This is a genomic window from Kitasatospora sp. NPDC088783, assembly GCF_044750705.1.
Taxonomy (GTDB): domain Bacteria; phylum Actinomycetota; class Actinomycetes; order Streptomycetales; family Streptomycetaceae; genus Kitasatospora; species Kitasatospora fiedleri.
In genome coordinates this window covers 818,688-833,853 of record NZ_JBIVKJ010000003.1, presented here as the reverse complement: position 1 = coordinate 833,853, position 15,166 = coordinate 818,688, and the positions used below count along the sequence as shown (strand labels likewise).

The 15,166-nt window shown below is 72.2% G+C and carries 15 protein-coding genes; 8 read left to right on the top strand and 7 right to left on the bottom strand.

Annotation, left to right across the window (positions count from 1 at the left end; translation table 11 throughout):
- Positions 1 to 77: 77 nt before the first annotated feature.
- The gene (locus ACIP60_RS12320) at positions 78 to 1,073 is read right to left on the bottom strand and encodes an anion permease (protein WP_400682601.1); all 996 of its coding nucleotides are present in this window, start codon (positions 1,071 to 1,073) and stop codon (positions 78 to 80) included.
- A gap of 5 nt (positions 1,074 to 1,078) precedes the next feature.
- A complete protein-coding gene (locus ACIP60_RS12315) occupies positions 1,079 to 1,699 on the bottom strand; it encodes a DUF47 domain-containing protein (protein ID WP_014137429.1) in 621 nt (206 codons plus the stop codon).
- A 252-nt stretch (positions 1,700 to 1,951) separates the two neighbouring features.
- Here ACIP60_RS12315 and ACIP60_RS12310 point away from each other — a divergent pair, with 252 nt between their 5' ends.
- Positions 1,952 to 2,305 carry a metal-sensitive transcriptional regulator gene (locus ACIP60_RS12310; RefSeq protein ID WP_400682597.1) on the top strand — a complete coding sequence of 118 codons (354 nt, stop codon included), beginning with the start codon at positions 1,952 to 1,954 and terminating at the stop codon, positions 2,303 to 2,305.
- A gap of 39 nt (positions 2,306 to 2,344) precedes the next feature.
- Here ACIP60_RS12310 and ACIP60_RS12305 read toward each other — a convergent pair whose 3' ends face one another.
- Positions 2,345 to 2,587 (bottom strand): hypothetical protein, encoded by a 243-nt coding sequence (locus tag ACIP60_RS12305; RefSeq protein ID WP_400682595.1) that lies wholly within the window; start codon positions 2,585 to 2,587, stop codon positions 2,345 to 2,347.
- A 138-nt stretch (positions 2,588 to 2,725) separates the two neighbouring features.
- Complete coding sequence (locus ACIP60_RS12300; protein ID WP_400682593.1) at positions 2,726 to 3,556, bottom strand: hypothetical protein; 831 nt, start codon at positions 3,554 to 3,556, stop codon at positions 2,726 to 2,728.
- Between the two features lie 159 nt (positions 3,557 to 3,715).
- Here ACIP60_RS12300 and ACIP60_RS12295 point away from each other — a divergent pair, with 159 nt between their 5' ends.
- Complete coding sequence (locus tag ACIP60_RS12295) at positions 3,716 to 3,916, top strand: hypothetical protein (RefSeq protein ID WP_400682591.1); 201 nt, start codon at positions 3,716 to 3,718, stop codon at positions 3,914 to 3,916.
- Positions 3,917 to 3,967: 51 nt separating this feature from the next.
- Here ACIP60_RS12295 and ACIP60_RS12290 read toward each other — a convergent pair whose 3' ends face one another.
- Both ACIP60_RS12290 and ACIP60_RS12285 read right to left on the bottom strand, forming a co-directional pair.
- Entirely contained in the window at positions 3,968 to 4,720 is a 753-nt protein-coding gene (locus ACIP60_RS12290; protein WP_400682588.1) for a phosphatase PAP2 family protein, read from the bottom strand.
- Positions 4,721 to 4,892: 172 nt separating this feature from the next.
- Positions 4,893 to 5,951 (bottom strand): NlpC/P60 family protein, encoded by a 1,059-nt coding sequence (locus ACIP60_RS12285; protein ID WP_400682585.1) that lies wholly within the window; start codon positions 5,949 to 5,951, stop codon positions 4,893 to 4,895.
- A gap of 250 nt (positions 5,952 to 6,201) precedes the next feature.
- Between ACIP60_RS12285 and ACIP60_RS12280 the strand changes: the two genes are divergently transcribed.
- The 6 genes from ACIP60_RS12280 to ACIP60_RS12255 all read left to right on the top strand — a co-directional run bounded on the left by ACIP60_RS12280 (position 6,202) and on the right by ACIP60_RS12255 (position 13,668).
- Positions 6,202 to 6,549 carry a hypothetical protein gene (locus tag ACIP60_RS12280; protein ID WP_014137435.1) on the top strand — a complete coding sequence of 116 codons (348 nt, stop codon included), beginning with the start codon at positions 6,202 to 6,204 and terminating at the stop codon, positions 6,547 to 6,549.
- 128 nt (positions 6,550 to 6,677) lie between these two features.
- Positions 6,678 to 7,496: a hypothetical protein gene (locus ACIP60_RS12275; protein ID WP_400682580.1), complete on the top strand. Its 819-nt coding sequence runs from the start codon at positions 6,678 to 6,680 to the stop codon at positions 7,494 to 7,496.
- The gene (locus tag ACIP60_RS12270; RefSeq protein ID WP_400682578.1) at positions 7,486 to 8,763 is read left to right on the top strand and encodes a hypothetical protein; all 1,278 of its coding nucleotides are present in this window, start codon (positions 7,486 to 7,488) and stop codon (positions 8,761 to 8,763) included. The genes ACIP60_RS12275 and ACIP60_RS12270 overlap by 11 nt, the downstream gene beginning before the upstream one ends.
- A 7-nt stretch (positions 8,764 to 8,770) precedes the next feature.
- Complete coding sequence (locus tag ACIP60_RS12265) at positions 8,771 to 10,342, top strand: SCO6880 family protein (RefSeq protein ID WP_400682575.1); 1,572 nt, start codon at positions 8,771 to 8,773, stop codon at positions 10,340 to 10,342.
- 26 nt (positions 10,343 to 10,368) lie between these two features.
- Positions 10,369 to 11,715 (top strand): ATP-binding protein, encoded by a 1,347-nt coding sequence (locus ACIP60_RS12260; protein ID WP_100836853.1) that lies wholly within the window; start codon positions 10,369 to 10,371, stop codon positions 11,713 to 11,715.
- A gap of 144 nt (positions 11,716 to 11,859) precedes the next feature.
- Positions 11,860 to 13,668: a bifunctional metallophosphatase/5'-nucleotidase gene (locus tag ACIP60_RS12255; RefSeq protein WP_400682571.1), complete on the top strand. Its 1,809-nt coding sequence runs from the start codon at positions 11,860 to 11,862 to the stop codon at positions 13,666 to 13,668.
- 66 nt (positions 13,669 to 13,734) lie between these two features.
- On the opposite strand, the gene ACIP60_RS12250 is transcribed toward ACIP60_RS12255, so the two are convergent.
- Positions 13,735 to 15,141, bottom strand: coding sequence for a sensor histidine kinase (locus ACIP60_RS12250; protein WP_400682568.1), 1,407 nt, complete (start codon positions 15,139 to 15,141; stop codon positions 13,735 to 13,737).
- Positions 15,142 to 15,166: the final 25 nt, after the last annotated feature.

Sequence of the window (15,166 nt, the reverse complement as noted above, 5' to 3'; positions counted from 1 at the left end):
AGCCAGCAGGAAGGGCCCGCCCCCGTGCTGTGGGGGCGGGCCCTCTCCGTCCGCGGCCGGCTACGACGCGGTGGGGGTCACAGGATCAGCAGGTTCACGACCCCGTACATCGCGGCGGCCACGATCGCCGCCGCCGGCATGGTGATGAACCAGCCCATCACGATGTTCTTCGCCACCCCCCAGCGGACCGCGCGGACCCGCTTGGTGGCGCCCACGCCCATGATCGCCGAGGTGATCACGTGGGTGGTGGAGATCGGCGCCGCGTAGACGAACGAGGTGACGTACATGACCGCGGAGGCGGTGGCCTCGGCGGCGAAGCCCTGCGGCGGGTCCAGCTCGATGATCTTCCGGCCGAGGGTGCGCATGATCCGCCAGCCGCCCGCGTAGGTGCCCAGCGAGAGCATCGTGGCGCAGGAGAGCTTCACCCAGATCGGGATGCCGTTGCCGGACTGGTGGCCGGAGATGGTCAGCGCCATCACCACGATGCCCATGGTCTTCTGGGCGTCCTGCAGGCCGTGCGCCAGCGCCATCGCCGCCGCCGAGGCGGTCTGCGCCACCCGGAAGTTGCGCTTGGCCTTGTGCGGGTTGGCCTTCCGGAAGATCCACAGGATCGCCAGCATCACCAGGAAGCCGCCGATCAGGCCGACGACCGGCGAGACGATCATCGGGACGATGATCTTGTCGATCACGCCGTGCCAGACCACCCCGATGCCGCCGGCCAGCGCCGCGCCCACCATGCCGCCGAACAGCGCGTGCGAGGAGGAGGACGGCAGGCCGAAGTACCAGGTGACCAGGTTCCAGGTGATCGCCCCGACCAGGGCCGAGAACAGGATCGCCATGCCCTTGCTGCCGGTCGGGGTCTCGATGATCCCCTCGGAGACGGTCTTCGCCACCCCGCTGCCGAGGAAGGCGCCCGCCAGGTTCATCACCGCGGCCATCGCCAGCGCCGCCCGGGGGGTCAGCGCCCGGGTGGAGACCGAGGTGGCGATCGCGTTGGCGGAGTCGTGGAAGCCGTTCGTGTACGTGAAGAAGAAAGCGACGCCGATGACGACGATCAGTGCTGCCATGTCCACGGAGGTCAGGACTCCTTGACGGCGATGGTCTCCACCGTGTTGGCCACGTGCTCGAACGCGTCGGCGGCCTCTTCGAGGACGTCCACGACCTGCTTGAGCTTCAGCACCTCGATCGCCTCGTACTGGCCGGAGAACAGGTGGGCCAGCAGCTTGCGGTGGATCTGGTCCGCCTGGTTCTCCAGCCGGTTGACCTCGATCCAGTACTCGGTGAGGTTCGACATCGACCGCAGGTTGGGCATCGCCTCCGCGGTCAGCTCGGCCGCTCGGGCCAGCACCTCGATCTGCTGCTCGATGCCCTTCGGGAGGGTCTCGATGTCGTACAGCACGACCAGGTCGACGGCCTCCTCCATGAAGTCCATGATGTCGTCGAGCGAGGAGGCCAGGTTGTAGATGTCCTCCCGGTCGAACGGGGTGATGAACGAGGAGTTCAACTGGTGGAAGATCGCATGGGTGGTGTCGTCCCCGGCGTGCTCGGCGGCGCGCATGCGCTCGACGATCTCCGCGCGGGCTGACACGTCCGAGCCCAGTAGTTCCAGCAGGAGCTTCGATCCGACGACGAGGTTCTCCGCGGCGGCGGCGAACATGTCGTAGAAGCTCGTCTCCTTCGGGGTCAGGCTAAAACGCACGGAAATCTCCGATGTGCGGGGTCGGTACTTGACGATGCTAGGCGCACGCGCCCCGCTCATGGGCACGGGGTTGCCGACGCGCGCCCTAAGTGTGTCCCACGACACGCCGGTTTGCTCCCGCTCTGCAGGGGGATCTCTGTGCTGACGCCCGGACGGCGGAACACCCGGACGGTGCCGCGTGTTGGAGGATGGGGTACCTCCCGGCCGAAGACCGGGGGCGGGCCGAGCACCGAGACCAAGAGGGCGGATCGGATGACCACCATCGACACCCCGAGCACCGACGACGCCCCGGCGGCCTGCCACCCCGCGCCCGGCGGCCCGCACGGGTACAGCGGCGAGAAGGAGGCGCACCTCAAGCGGCTGCGCCGGATCGAGGGTCAGATCCGCGGCCTCCAGCGCATGGTCGACGAGGACGTCTACTGCATCGACATCCTCACCCAGGTGTCCGCCTCCACCAAGGCGCTGCAGTCCTTCGCGCTCTCCCTGCTGGAGGAGCACCTGCGGCACTGCGTGGCCGCCGCGGCCGCCGCGGAGGACGGCGGCGAGGAGCTGAACGCCAAGGTCGCCGAGGCCAGCGCGGCCATCGCCCGGCTGCTGCGCACCTGAGCGGGGCCGCCGCGGCCTCCGCTGCGGGCTGACGACCGGTCAACGACCCCGTTCCGGTGTCCGCTGCTGCGGCGCCCGCGGTTCCGGCGCCCGCGGTTCCGGCGTCCTCGGCTCCGACCGGTCCGGTCCGCCGCGGGGGGCCAGCAGCACCTCGTCGATCTGCTCGGCGGCCAGCCGTTCCGCGCGGCTGGCCGAAGCGGCGATCATCAGCTCACCGGTCAGGTCGATCTCGTCCAGTGCGGTTCTGTCGTGGCCGCCGGTGCCGTTCTCCCCGGATGCCATGGCCTCCACCCCTTCCGCGCCCCGTCCGCCGCACCGCTCCGCCCGCCCCGTACCAGCGTAGGGAGCCGCGGGCCGGGCCACATGGCACGGACGGGCCATCTCTGCCGCCCGAAACGGGTGGGCCCGGGCGGCGGCCGGTCACTTCGGCGAGGGGCTGGCCTGCATCGAGTAGATGTCCCCGGCGGCGGGCTCGGCGGCCTCCACCGGCTTGCCGAAGTCGGCCAGCGACAGCGTGGAGACCACCTTGACCTGGTCCTTGGCCGCAGTGGAGCCGGCCACCCCGGCGAAGGTGAAGTTCTCCACCACCTTGTGCAGCCGGCCCTGGCCGTCCAGCCAGACCTCGTACGGGACCTCCTTCACCGTGAAGGTCTGGGCGGCCATCCGCAGGCCGTCCGCCCCGCGGCCGCCGGTCGCGTCGGCGGCCTTCGCCAGGTCCAGGGTGCCCCGGTAGTGCTTGAGCTCCCCGCCGTCCGCCGCCTCGGTGCCGACCAGCTCGGCGCTCTGCGCGCCGCGCAGCGCGCCCGCCGCGGTGGCCGGGTCGGTGGCGCCGGAGCTCACCAGGTTGCCGTCCGGGAGCTGGCGCACGTCCAGCCTGACCCACTTGCCCTCGGGGATCTTCGCGCCGCTGTTCTGCAGGTACACCGTGCCGGGCAGCACCACCTCGGTGATCTTCCCGGTGGTGGCGGCGCCGGGCGGCACGTCGATCTCCAGCCGGCCGATCCGCTTCACGTAGTCGTAGCCGCCGGTGCCGCTGAACACCGCCTTCTTGTCGGCGGACTCGGTGGTCAGCTCGGTGGTCGCGGTCACCGAGCCGGTGCGGCCGGTGATGTCGGCGGCCGAGCGGACCGCCGTCAGCGGATCGGCGGAGAGCCGGTCGGCGGAGCCCGACCGGTCCTGGCCGCCGCCGCTACAGGCCGACAGCACCGTGACGAGCAGGGCCGCGGCCGCGGCGCGGTTGAGCTTCTTCACTTCTTCGACAACCCCCTCGGGCCCCGGATGACCCGGCAAGCAACCGCCCCGGATGGGCAGAGCGCTTGCCAGGCAAACGAGTTGGGGCGCGGAAGGTTACGCCGGCGTTCACCGGTCGGACGGGAGGCCGGGCCGCCCGGGCGGGATACCGTGAAGGACGTGGCAGATCAGCGCCCCGGAGCGCCCGACGGGACGACGCGGACCGACCACCCGGACGGACACCGGGTGGAGGTGACGGAACGCGGCTCGTTCAGCTTCGCCCACTGCGCCTGCGGCTGGTTCGCCCCCGGGCGGCGCTCCCGGGACAAGTCCCGGCGCGACGCCGCGGAGCACCTCGCGGACCCGGACGGCGGCGGCTGAGGGCCCGGCCGGGCGAGACGGGCAGGCGGACGGACGCGGGCCGGTGCGGGGTCAGGCGGCGAGGTCGGACTCGGACCCGCGCTCCGGCTCGGGGCTCCGGTCCCGCCCGGCCCGGCGGCCGGAACGGCGGGCGGCGGGCGCGGCCTGCCGGCGGCGGCCGGAGTCCGCGGCGGCGGCGCGGGCCACCACCAGCGGGCGCAGCGCGCCGCGGGACAGCGCGTGGCACAGCGGCACCAGCACCGCCATCGCGAGCGGGGCCAGCAGCAGCACCACGGCGGTGGCCAGCGCGTAGCCGCCGAGCACGTCGGTCGGGTAGTGCACGCCGACGAACAGCCGGCAGAAGCCCTGCAGCAGGGCCAGCGCCCCGGCCGCCAGGCCGAGCCGGCGGTTGACCAGGAACAGCGCGACCGCGACGCCCATCGACATCGCCGAGTGGTCGCTGACGAAGGAGAGGGTGTCCTCCTTGCCGGGCACCAGCACGTCCAGCTCGGGGTGGGTGACGAACGGGCGGGGCCGGTCGACGAGCTGCGAGATCGGCAGGTTGGCCAGCTCGGAGACGGCCACGGCGAGCGGCGCCCACAGCACGCCGGCCACCGCGACCGGGGCGTCCGGGCGGCGGCGGGCGCTCAGCCAGGCGACCAGGCCGATCGCGGCCAGGCCGAACAGGATGCCGTACTCGGCCGTCCAGGCGACCAGCGAGTCCAGCCAGCCCGGGGCGTCCGCGGCCAGGCCGTTGACGGCCTTGAGCAGGCCGAGGTCGGGGTCGCCCGAACCGGCTCCGGCGTCGGCGAGCAGCGTCGGCACGCCGCACCTCCCTGTCCGCTCTCCGCAGTGGTCCCAGATCGTGGTGCTTCCGGGTGCGGACGACCGGTAGCCTCCTCAGTCAACGCGATCAAGGCCGCCGCGGTTTCCCCCCAAACGCACCGTTACCCAAACTTGACTCACCGTCCACCGCGCATGCACATGCCGAGGCCGGTCAGCTCGCGGCGCCCGGCCCGCCGCCCCTGGTGATGGTGCCGTCGTTCGGGTTCCGGTCGGGCAGCGCGGCGGCGCCGTCCGGGGTGACCCGGGTCGCCCCGATGTAGTCCTTCTGCGCGATGGTGTCGTAGCGGACCTTGGCCCCGGTGTGCGGCGCGTCGATCATGTAGCCGCCGCCGACGTAGAGGCCCACGTGGTGGATGGTGCGCGGGTCCTCCAGGTCGTTGGCGAAGAACACCAGGTCGCCGGGGCGGAGTTGGTCCCGGGACGGGTGCGGCCCGGCGTACCACTGGTCGTTCGCCACCCGGGGCAGCTCGATCCCGACGGCGCGGAACGCCGCCTGCGTCAGGCCCGAGCAGTCGAACCGGCCGTCCTCCCAGCTCTGCCCGGTGCCTCCCCACAGGTAGTCGGTGCCCAGCTTGCCCTGCGCGAACCAGATCGCGCCCGCCGCCTCCTTGGACAGCGCCAGCTGCACGCCCGGGTCGGCCGGGGCGGTGAAGGACCTCGCCAGCGCCTGGATGCTGCGGACGTAGCCCTGGGTCTCCTTGTACGGCGGGATCCCGTTGTGCTCGATCACCGCGTACGGCCCGGCGTTGTACGCGGCCAGCATGTTGGCCTGCCGGTCGCCGGGCACCCTGTCCACGTCCCGGGCCAGCGCGCAGTCGTAGGTGGCGGCGGAGGCGATCGCGTCGAAGGCGTTCCAGATGTCCCGCGCGCCGTCGCCGTCGCCGTCCGTCCCGTACGTCGCCCAGGTCGACTCCAGGAACTGGGCCATCCCGTACGCCTTCGCCGGGCTCTTCGCCGACGGGTCGAAGCCGCTCTCCTGGTAGAGCTGGGCGGCCAGCATCGGCGCCGAGATCTCCGGGCAGAGCGCGCCCCACCGCTGGATCTGCGGCCGGTACGCGGCCGGCACCGTCCCGCCGGACAGCCCGAGGGACGCGGAGGAGCGCTCCGGCACCCCACTGGCCGCGTACGTCCCGAGGGTCACCACACCCACGAAACCGATCGCGAGCACCACCGTCGCGGCACCCGCCAGCCGAGCCTTCCGGAGCACCATCCCAGCACCATCCCGACGGAACGTCAGCGGCCATGTCCTGTTACGCAATTGCCCGGTGCAATCATCACAGATACCAGGGGCGGGCAGTATCCTCGAACCACCGGACATCCTGGCGGAACGTCCGGGCCAGCCACGGTCAATCCGCGAGAAGCAGCCAAGTCGACGTCATATCTGGCCAAGAACAGGCCCTGCCCCTTCGCTCGGCCGTGGTCCGGGGCCTTGAATTTTCCTGATCGGGCGGTGAGATGGGATGGACCTGAACGTGGACAGCACAGTGATCCGGTACCTGGCGGAGGACCCGCCCAAGAAGGCCGACATCGACACCATCATCGGCGGGATCGCCCCGGACTGGGGCCCGTTCGCCACCCTCGGCTCCTCGGCCCGGGTCATGGTCCAGGTCGTGATGGCGGTGGCGATCCTGGTCTGCCTCGCCATCGCCATCTGGGGCGCGGCCAAGCAGCGGATCGGCGCCACCGCGATGCGCGACACCTTCAGCGCCGAACAGGGCAAGGGGCTGATCGTCGCGGGCCTGACCGGCGTGTTCATCATCGGTTCGCTCGGCACCCTGTTCACCATTGTGTACGGCATGGCCATCTGACGAGCGGGCAACTCCCCTCCGACCAGCACTGATCCGGTCCGCCGCACCCCGGCCCCCGCACTTTCCCGCCGAGCAACCCGTCACGCCGCCGCGCGCCCCGCGCGGCGGCGCCCCACCAGGAGGGCCCCGTGCCGTTGTCCGACGACCAGCCGCACACCCGTACGCGGCTACCGGTCGCCGAACAGACCGCCCCCGCGACCGGCCGTCAGGCCCGGCCGCTGCGCACCCTCCTGACCGTCCTCGCCGTCGTCACCCTGCTGGTGGTCGCCGTCGCCGTCGCCAACCGGGACAAGCCCCCGGTCGACCGCACCGGCACCGGCACCTCCGGCGACCGCGCCCCCGGGGCCGCCGCCTCCCCCGACCGCACCGCCGCCAGCGGACAGCAGCCGGTCACCACCACCTCCAACGGCGTCGGCACCGGCTACCCGCACACCGACCAGGGCGCGCAGTCCGCCGCCGCCAACTACGCGGTCGCCCTGGGCTCCACCGACATGTTCCGCACCGACAGCCGCAGCACCGTCCTGGCCACCATCGCCGACCCCACCGCCCTGCCGGCCCTGCAGAAACGTCTGGACCAGGCGTTCACGCCGGAGACGAACGCGCGCTACGGGCTGGACGCCGAGGGCAAGGCACCCAAGAACCTGACGTTCATCAGCCGCACCGTCCCGATCGGCACCGACCTGGCGAACTACTCGGACACCGGGACCGTGGTCGGCGTGTGGTGCAACTCGCTGGTGGGGCTGACCGGGAAGACCTCGGAGGTCCCGGTCACCGAGAACTGGTACACGCTCGGCATCACGATGCGCTGGACCGGAAGCGACTGGAAGATCATCGATTACAGCCGGAAGGCAGGCCCGGCCCCGCTACCCGCTGACCAACAGGCCGCGACCTCAGAGGAGATCACGGGTGCCGTCCAGCAGTTCGGAGGTTTCCGCTATGCGCGCTGACGGAGCCGGCAGAGGTCTCGGCCGGCGCGCCGCGGCTCTGGCCGGGGCGACCGCTGCGCTCCAGTTGGCGTTCTTCGCGGTGACCGGGTCGGCCACCGCGGCGCCCTCGCCCAGCCCCCAGCCGTCCTGCACGGTGGACGTGCCGGTGCCCGGCGCCGACAAGCTGTGCGCCCCGCCCGGGGCCACCGTGATCCCCGGGACGGGCGCCGTCTCCGGCGTCACCGATCCGCTGGGGTCGCTGGCGAAGGGCTGCGCGCAGGCGGCGGCCTGGGTGGTGCGGCAGTTGTCGGGGGCGATCGACGGGACGACGAAGGTCGACTTCACCAACGCGGCGTTCCTGCAGCAGTACGCGGTGGTGTTCGCCGTCTCGACGGTGATCACGCTGGTGCTGTGGCTGCTGGCGGTGACCAAGCGGGCGGTGCGCGGCGCGGCGCTGGGGCAGGCGTTCGCGGAGGCGGTCGGGTTCCTGTGGCTGACGGTGATCGCCTCGGCGTTCACGCCGCTGATCCTGTACACGGTGGTGACCGTCACCGACGGGCTGACGGACGCGATCTCGGCGGGCACGAAGTCGGACACGGGCACCTACCTGGGCGGGTTCGCGGACACCCTGGAGAAGGGGAGCATCGGCGGCGGCCCGCTGATCCTGATCCTGGTGTCGCTGGTGGCGGTGCTGGCCGCGGCGGTGCTCTGGGTGGAGCTGGTGATCCGGGCGGCGATGCTGTACGTGGGCGCGCTGCTGGGGACGGCGGTGTACGCGGGCCTGGTGGACAAGCAGATGTGGAAGCACGTGCGCCGGTGGGCGGCGATGATGCTGGCGGTGGACCTGGCGAAGCCGATCGTGGTGATCATCCTGGGGCTGGCGGGCGCGGTGGCGACCGGTGCGGGGGCGGACGACGACTTCGGCCGGGTGCTGGCGGGGCTGGCGATCCTGTTCCTGTCGATCTTCGCGAGCGCGGCGGTGTACCGGTTCGTGCCGGGCTTCGGCGACGAGCTGATGGCGATGCGGCGGGCCCGGGCGAGCGCCGTGCAGGCCGGCAGCGCGATGATCAACGGCCCGGCGAACTTCGTGAAGCAGGGCATCTCCACGCACGGTTCGCGCGGCGGCGCGGAGGGCGGGGGCGGCGGTTCCGGCTCCCCGGCCGGCGGTGGCGGGGCGGGCGCGGGCATCGCGGCGCACGCCTCCCGGCCCGCGAACCCGCCGCGCCCGGCGGCGCCCCCCGCGCAGGCCCAGGTCCAGGCTCCGGTCAACAACCCGAAGGGAGGGTGACGGGGAGATGAGCAGCGAACAGCTCGGCCAGTACGGCACCCAGTACGCCCATCAGCGCCGCAGTTACCTGATCGGCAAGGCGCGGCCGAACGCGCCGATCGGGCGCAACCGGGAGAACGGCGAGATCGTGCTGATCATCGCCGGCGCCGGCCTGGGCATGGTGTGGGGACTGATCCCGAGCCTGTTGCCGCTGCGGATCGCCGGCCTGGTGGGCTTCCCGCTGCTGGCGATCATGGCGGTGTACGTGCCGTACCGGCGGCGGACGTTCTACAAGTGGGTGGAGATCAACCGGACCTTCCGGCGGACGATCCGCAGCGGCCGGGCGGTCTGGAAGCCGGACGTGCACGAGGCCGGGACCAGGCTGGACGGGCGCGAGGTGGAGGTCGGCCCGCCGCCGGGGGTGGGGCGGCTGCGCTGGCTGACCGCGCCGTTCGGGCCGGACGAGGTCGCGGTGCTGATGCACCTGGAGCGGCGGACGGTGACCGCGGCGATCGAGATCGAGGGCCCGGGCGTGGGCCTGCGCGACTCCGAGGACCAGGAGGCGCTGGTCGACCGGTTCGGGACGCTGCTCAAGCACGTGGCCAACGGCGACGGCTTCGTGACCCGGCTGCAGATCCTGGCCCGGACGCTGCCGGCCGACCCGGACGCGCACGCCAAGGACGTGGCGCGGCGCGGCGACCACGACGCGCCGCGCTGGCTCCAGGAGAGCTACGACCAGCTGCAGTCGATGGTGTCGACCTCCTCGGAGCAGCACCGGGCGTACCTGGTGGCGTGCATGCACTACAGCCGGGACCTGGCGGCCGAGGCGCACGCGATGGGGCGCACGGCGTACGGGCGGGGCGAGAAGCGGGCCCGCGACGACGACGGCCTGGCGACCGTGATGGCGCGTGAACTGACCGACATCTGCGCCCGGTTGGCGGAGGCGGACATCCGGGTGCGGCAGCCGCTGGGGCAGGCCCGGCTGGCCTCGCTGATCCACTCGATGTACGACCCGGACCACCCGATCGACCACATCCAGGCGATGAGCAGGCGCAACGCCTGGCCGGCCGAGCTGGACGCCACCCACCCGCAGTACCTGCAGGCGAAGACCCGCGAGGCGGCGACCCGGGAGCCGTGGTGCCACGCCACCGCGTGGATCAAGGAGTGGCCGCTGACCCCGGTCGGGGTGAACTTCCTGGCGCCGCTGCTGGTGCACACGCCGGACGTGATCCGGACGGTCGCGGTGACCATGGACCTGGAGCCGACCGACGTGGCGATCGAGCGGATGCTGACCGAGAAGACCAACGACGAGGCGGAGGCCAGCCGGGCGGCGAAGATGAACCGCACGGTCGACCCGCGCGACCTGGCGCACACCGGCCGGGTGGACCAGCGCGGCGACGACCTGGCCTCGGGCGCGGCCGGGGTGAACCTGGTCGGCTACCTGACGGTCTCCGCGCGCAGCCCGGAGGCGCTGGCCCGGGACAAGCGCACCATCCGGGCGTCGGCGGGCAAGAGCTACCTGAAGCTGGAGTGGTGCGACCGCGAGCACCACCGGGCGTTCGCCAACACCCTGCCGTTCGCCACCGGCATCCGCCGCTGACGCCGCTGACCCCCGGAGGCCCGTCGATGCTCGGCAAGCTCACCGATTCCTTCACCAGCACCCTGTTCGGCCGGGTGGAGACCACCCGGCTGCCGGTGCGCACCTCCAGCGGCCAGGCGCAGGCGGTGTACCTGCCGACCGCGGCGCCCGGCCTGGGCGACTCCGGAGTGATCATCGGGCGCGAGGTCTACAGCGGCAAGGGCTACGTCTACGACCCGTTCCAGCTGTACGGCCAGCAGCTGCCGGCCCCGCACTGGCTGGTGCTGGGGGAGTCCGGCAACGGCAAGTCGGCGCTGGAGAAGACGTACGTGCTGCGGCAGTTGAGGTTCCGCGACCGCCAGGTGGTGGTGCTGGACGCGCAGGGCGAGGACGGCGTCGGCGAGTGGAACCTGATCGCGAACGCGCTGGGGATAAAGTCCATCCGGCTGGACCCGCAGGCGGCCCTGGGCGGCGGCGTGAAGCTGAACCCGCTGGACCCGGCGATCACCACCAGCGGCCAGCTGTCGCTGCTGCGCACCATCATCGAGGTGGCGATGGGCCGCGGCCTCGAGGAGCGGGCCGGGTTCGCGCTGAAGGCCGCGCACGCGTACGTGCTGGCCACGGTGACGGACCGCCAGCCGGTGCTGAACGACATCATCGACACGCTGCGCAGCCCCGACCTGTCGGCGGTGGAGTCGCTGGGCGTGGAGGTCGGCGAGGTGCAGTCCTGGGGCCTAGACGTGGCGCTGGTGCTGGACCGGCTGGTCGACGGCGACCTGCGGGGCATGTTCGACGGCCCGACCTCGGCGGGCATCGACCTGGACGCGCCGCTGATCGTCTTCGACCTGTCGCACATCGACCGGAACTCGATCGCGATGCCGATCCTGATGGCGATCGTCGGGGTGTGGCTGGAGCACACCTGGCTGCGGCCGGACCGGGTGAAGCGGATCTTCCTGGTGGAGGAGGCCTGGCACATCATCAACAGCCCGTTCGTGGCGCAGCTGTTCCAGCGGCTGCTGAAGTTCGGCCGGCGGCTGGGCCTGTCCTTCGTCGCGGTGGTGCACCACCTGTCGGACGTGGTGGACGGGGCGGCCGCGAAGGAGGCGTCGGCGATCCTGAAGATGGCCTCGACCCGGACGATCTACATGCAGAAGGCGGAGGAGGCGAGGGCCACCGGCCGGGTGCTGGGCCTACCGCGCTGGGCGGTGGAGATCATCCCGACCCTGTCGCCGGGCATCGCGGTGTGGGACGTCAACGGCAACGTGCAGGTGGTGAAGCACATCATCACCGAGGCCGAGAAGCCGCTGGTGTACACCGACCGGGCGATGACCGAGGACGCGGTGGCCGAGCGGGACCGCGCGGACCAGCAGCTGGCGGCGCAGCCGCGGATCTGACGGCCCGTCGCGCGGGGTGACCGTCAGCTCGCGGAAACCAGCTCGTTACTTCCGGGTTCCTGACAGCTACGCGCGTTGACCCTAGGCTGCACCCAGACAACGCCAGGCCGCGCTGCCGCGGCCCCGACGGTCCAGGGGACAGCCATGCCCATTTCCGGTTCCACCGGCCGCCGCTCGACCGCCCTCGCGGTCGCCGCGGCCGCCGCCCTCTTCGGCACGATGGCCCTCCCGGCCGCCGCCGAGGCCCACGGCCGGGGCCACGACAAGCCCAAGTACGAGGACCTCCAGCTCCTCGCCATCAACGACTTCCACGGCAACCTGGAGCCCCCGGCCGGCTCCTCGGGCACGATCAACGAGATCGACCCGGCCACCGGCAAGACCGTCGCCACCCCGGCCGGCGGCGTCGAGTACCTGGCCACCGCGCTGCGCGACGCCCGCAAGGGCCACCCCAACAGCCTCACCGTCGCGGCCGGCGACATCATCGGCGCCAGCCCGCTGGTCTCCGGCCTGTTCCACGACGAGCCGACCATCGAGGCGATGAACAAGATCGGCCTCGACGTCACCTCGGTGGGCAACCACGAGTTCGACGAGGGCTCGGCCGAGCTGCTGCGGATGCAGAACGGCGGCTGCCACCCGACCGACGGCTGCTACGAGAAGGGCCGCAAGTTCAAGGGCGCGGACTTCCCGTACCTGGCGGCGAACGTCACCAACGAGAAGACCGGCCGGACGCTGCTCAAGCCGTACTGGGTGACCAACGTCCACGGCGTCAAGGTCGGCTTCATCGGCGTGACCCTGGAGGGCACCCCGAACATCGTCACCGCCGCCGGCGTGCAGGGCCTCACGTTCGGCAACGAGGTCACCACCATCAACAAGTACGCCGCCGAGCTGAAGCGGCAGGGCGTCAACTCGATCGTCGCGCTGATCCACGAGGGCGGCCTGCCCGCCAGCAACGTGTACAACTACGACTGCGGCCCGGCCGGCGCGGGCGTCTCCGGCCCGATCGTGGACATCGCCCGGAACATCGACCCGGCCGTCGGGGCGATCGTCACCGGCCACACCCACAACTCGTACGCCTGCATGGTCCCGGACCCGAAGGGCGTGCCCCGCTCGGTCACCAGCGCCGCCTCGTTCGGCCGCCTGTACACCGAGATCGACCTCAAGCTGGACAAGCGCAGCGGCAGCATCGTCCGCCCGACGGTCACCGCCGCCAACCACGTCGTGCGCCGCGACGTGCCGAAGGCGCCGGACCTGACCGCGCTGCTCGACCGGTACACCAAGCTGGCCGCGCCGATCGCCAACCGGGCCACCGGCTACATCACCGCCGACATCAACGGCCGCGGCTCCACCGCGCTGGAGAAGCCGCTCGGCGACCTGATCGCCGACGCCCAGCTGGCCGGCCTCTCGCCCGCCGACAAGGGCGGCGCGCAGGTGGCGTTCATGAACCCCGGCGGCATCCGCGCCGACCTGGTGTACCGGGCCACCGGCAGCGAGGGCGACGGCGTGGTGACCTACGGCGAGGCGTTCGCCGTCCAGCCGTTCACCAACATGATGCAGGTCAAGACGCTGACCGGCACCCAGCTGGTGCAGGTCCTCCAGCAGCAGGTCTCCGGCGTCAACGAGGCCGCCCCGAAGGTGCTGCAGATCTCCTCGAACCTGCACTACACCCTCGACCTGAACCAGGCCGGCGCGGCCCGGGTGGTCGTCGACTCGATCCGCCTGAACGGCGCGCCGCTCGACCCGAACGCGAGCTACCGGGTCGCCGCCAACGAGTTCCTGGCCGGCGGCGGCGACGGCTTCCCGGCCTTCACCGCCGGCACCGACAAGCTCGTCGGCGCCTCCGACCTGGACCTGTTCAACGCCTACCTGACCGGCCACAGCTCGGCGAGCGCGCCGATCGCCCCGCCGGCCGCCGACCGGATCAAGGTCATCGGCGTCGGCGAGGACAACGGCTGACCCCGGCGCGGCGACGGGGGCGGGGCACCGGCGGTGCCCCGCCCCCCGTGCGTCCCCGGCCCGTCCTCAGCGCGGTTCGGTCGGCTCCCCCGGCAGCACCACCACCGCCTGCGCCCCCGGCCCGCCGTGCGGGGCCGGACCCAGCGAGACCTGCCCGCCGGTGTCCCGCACGGTCTGCGCCACGATCGACAGCCCCAGCCCCGAACCCGGCAGCTGACGCGAGGACGGCGACCGCCAGAACCGGTCGAACACGTACGGCAGTTCCTCCGCCGGAATGCCGGGTCCGTGGTCCCGGACCGTCAACCGCCCGTCCCGCAACGACACTTCGATCGTCCCGGCGGGCGGCGAGTACTTCACCGCGTTGTCCAGCAGGTTGATCACCGCCCGCTCCAGCGCCGCCGGGTCCCCGTGCACGTACCAGGGCCGCACGTCCGTCTCGAAGGTCAGCGACGGTCCGCGCAGCCGCCCCCGCTCCAGCGCCCGCCCCACCGTCTCGTGGAACGGCACCACCGTCCGCACCGCCTCCGGGTTCGGCGTGTCCGGCCGGGACAGCTGCAGCAGGTCCCCGATCAGCACGGTCAGCTCCTGCATCTGCGCCTTCATGTTCCCCAGCATCCGCGCCCGCGTCTCGGCGGGCAGCGCCCGCCCCTGCGCGTCCGACCGGATCAGCAGGTCGACGTTGGTCCGCAGCGAGGTGAGCGGCGTGCGCAGCTCGTGCCCGGCGTCGGCGATCAGCCGGGTCTGCCGCTCGCGGGAGTTGGCGAGCGCGGTCGACATCGAGTTGAACGAGGTGGCCAGGCGGGCGATCTCGTCCTTCCCGTTGACCGGGATGGTGGTGCCGACCTCCTCGGTCCGGGCGATGTGCTCGACCACGTCGGTGAGCTGGTCGACGGGCTTGAGCGCGGAGCGGGCGATCAGCCGTCCGGTGAAGCCCGCGCCGATCACGCCGAGCCCGGCGAGGCCGGCCATCAGCAGGGCGAGGCTGTTCAGGGAGCTCTCCACGCCGGAGGTCGGGAGTGCGGTGATCATGACGGCCGGCTGCTGCACACCGTCCCGCAGGATCGAGGTGGGAGTGAGCCGCACCTGAGCGGACTCGCCGTCCAAGTAGCTGCCCTCGCGGAACTGCTGCGGCCTGGGGTTCGACAGCAGCGCGGTGTCGTCCGACCGGATGTCGACCGCCTTGGTGGCGGAGCTGAGGAAGCACACGGTGCCGTCGGGCAGCAGGAACTGGTAGTCGTACTTCTGCGGGTTGAAGTGGTCGTCGCCGCCCCGGGAGGGGACCGTCGCCAGCCCCGCGGCCGCGGACGAGCCGCAGTACAGCGGGTTCTGCTGCCGCCCGAGCGGCACGAACGGCGTCCGGGGCGAGCCCGCCAGGTTGTCGTGCACGTCCTGGTAGAGCTTCTCCCGGACGACCAGCCAGCAGGCCACCGCCACCACCGCGATCGCCACCGCCACCGCGGCGGCCGTGAGCATGGCCAGCCTGCTCCGCAGCGGCTTG

Bases quoted from the DNA above. Each gene is read 5' to 3' on its own strand.
- ACIP60_RS12310 (WP_400682597.1), top strand. From the start codon at position 1,952: ATGACCACCATCGACACCCCGAGCACCGACGACGCCCCGGCGGCCTGC.
- ACIP60_RS12305 (WP_400682595.1), bottom strand. From the start codon at position 2,587: ATGGCATCCGGGGAGAACGGCACCGGCGGCCACGACAGAACCGCACTG.
- ACIP60_RS12285 (WP_400682585.1), bottom strand. From the start codon at position 5,951: ATGGTGCTCCGGAAGGCTCGGCTGGCGGGTGCCGCGACGGTGGTGCTC.
- ACIP60_RS12280 (WP_014137435.1), top strand. From the start codon at position 6,202: ATGGACCTGAACGTGGACAGCACAGTGATCCGGTACCTGGCGGAGGAC.
- ACIP60_RS12270 (WP_400682578.1), top strand. From the start codon at position 7,486: ATGCGCGCTGACGGAGCCGGCAGAGGTCTCGGCCGGCGCGCCGCGGCT.
- ACIP60_RS12265 (WP_400682575.1), top strand. From the start codon at position 8,771: ATGAGCAGCGAACAGCTCGGCCAGTACGGCACCCAGTACGCCCATCAG.
- ACIP60_RS12260 (WP_100836853.1), top strand. From the start codon at position 10,369: ATGCTCGGCAAGCTCACCGATTCCTTCACCAGCACCCTGTTCGGCCGG.
- ACIP60_RS12255 (WP_400682571.1), top strand. From the start codon at position 11,860: ATGCCCATTTCCGGTTCCACCGGCCGCCGCTCGACCGCCCTCGCGGTC.
- ACIP60_RS12250 (WP_400682568.1), bottom strand. From the start codon at position 15,141: ATGCTCACGGCCGCCGCGGTGGCGGTGGCGATCGCGGTGGTGGCGGTG.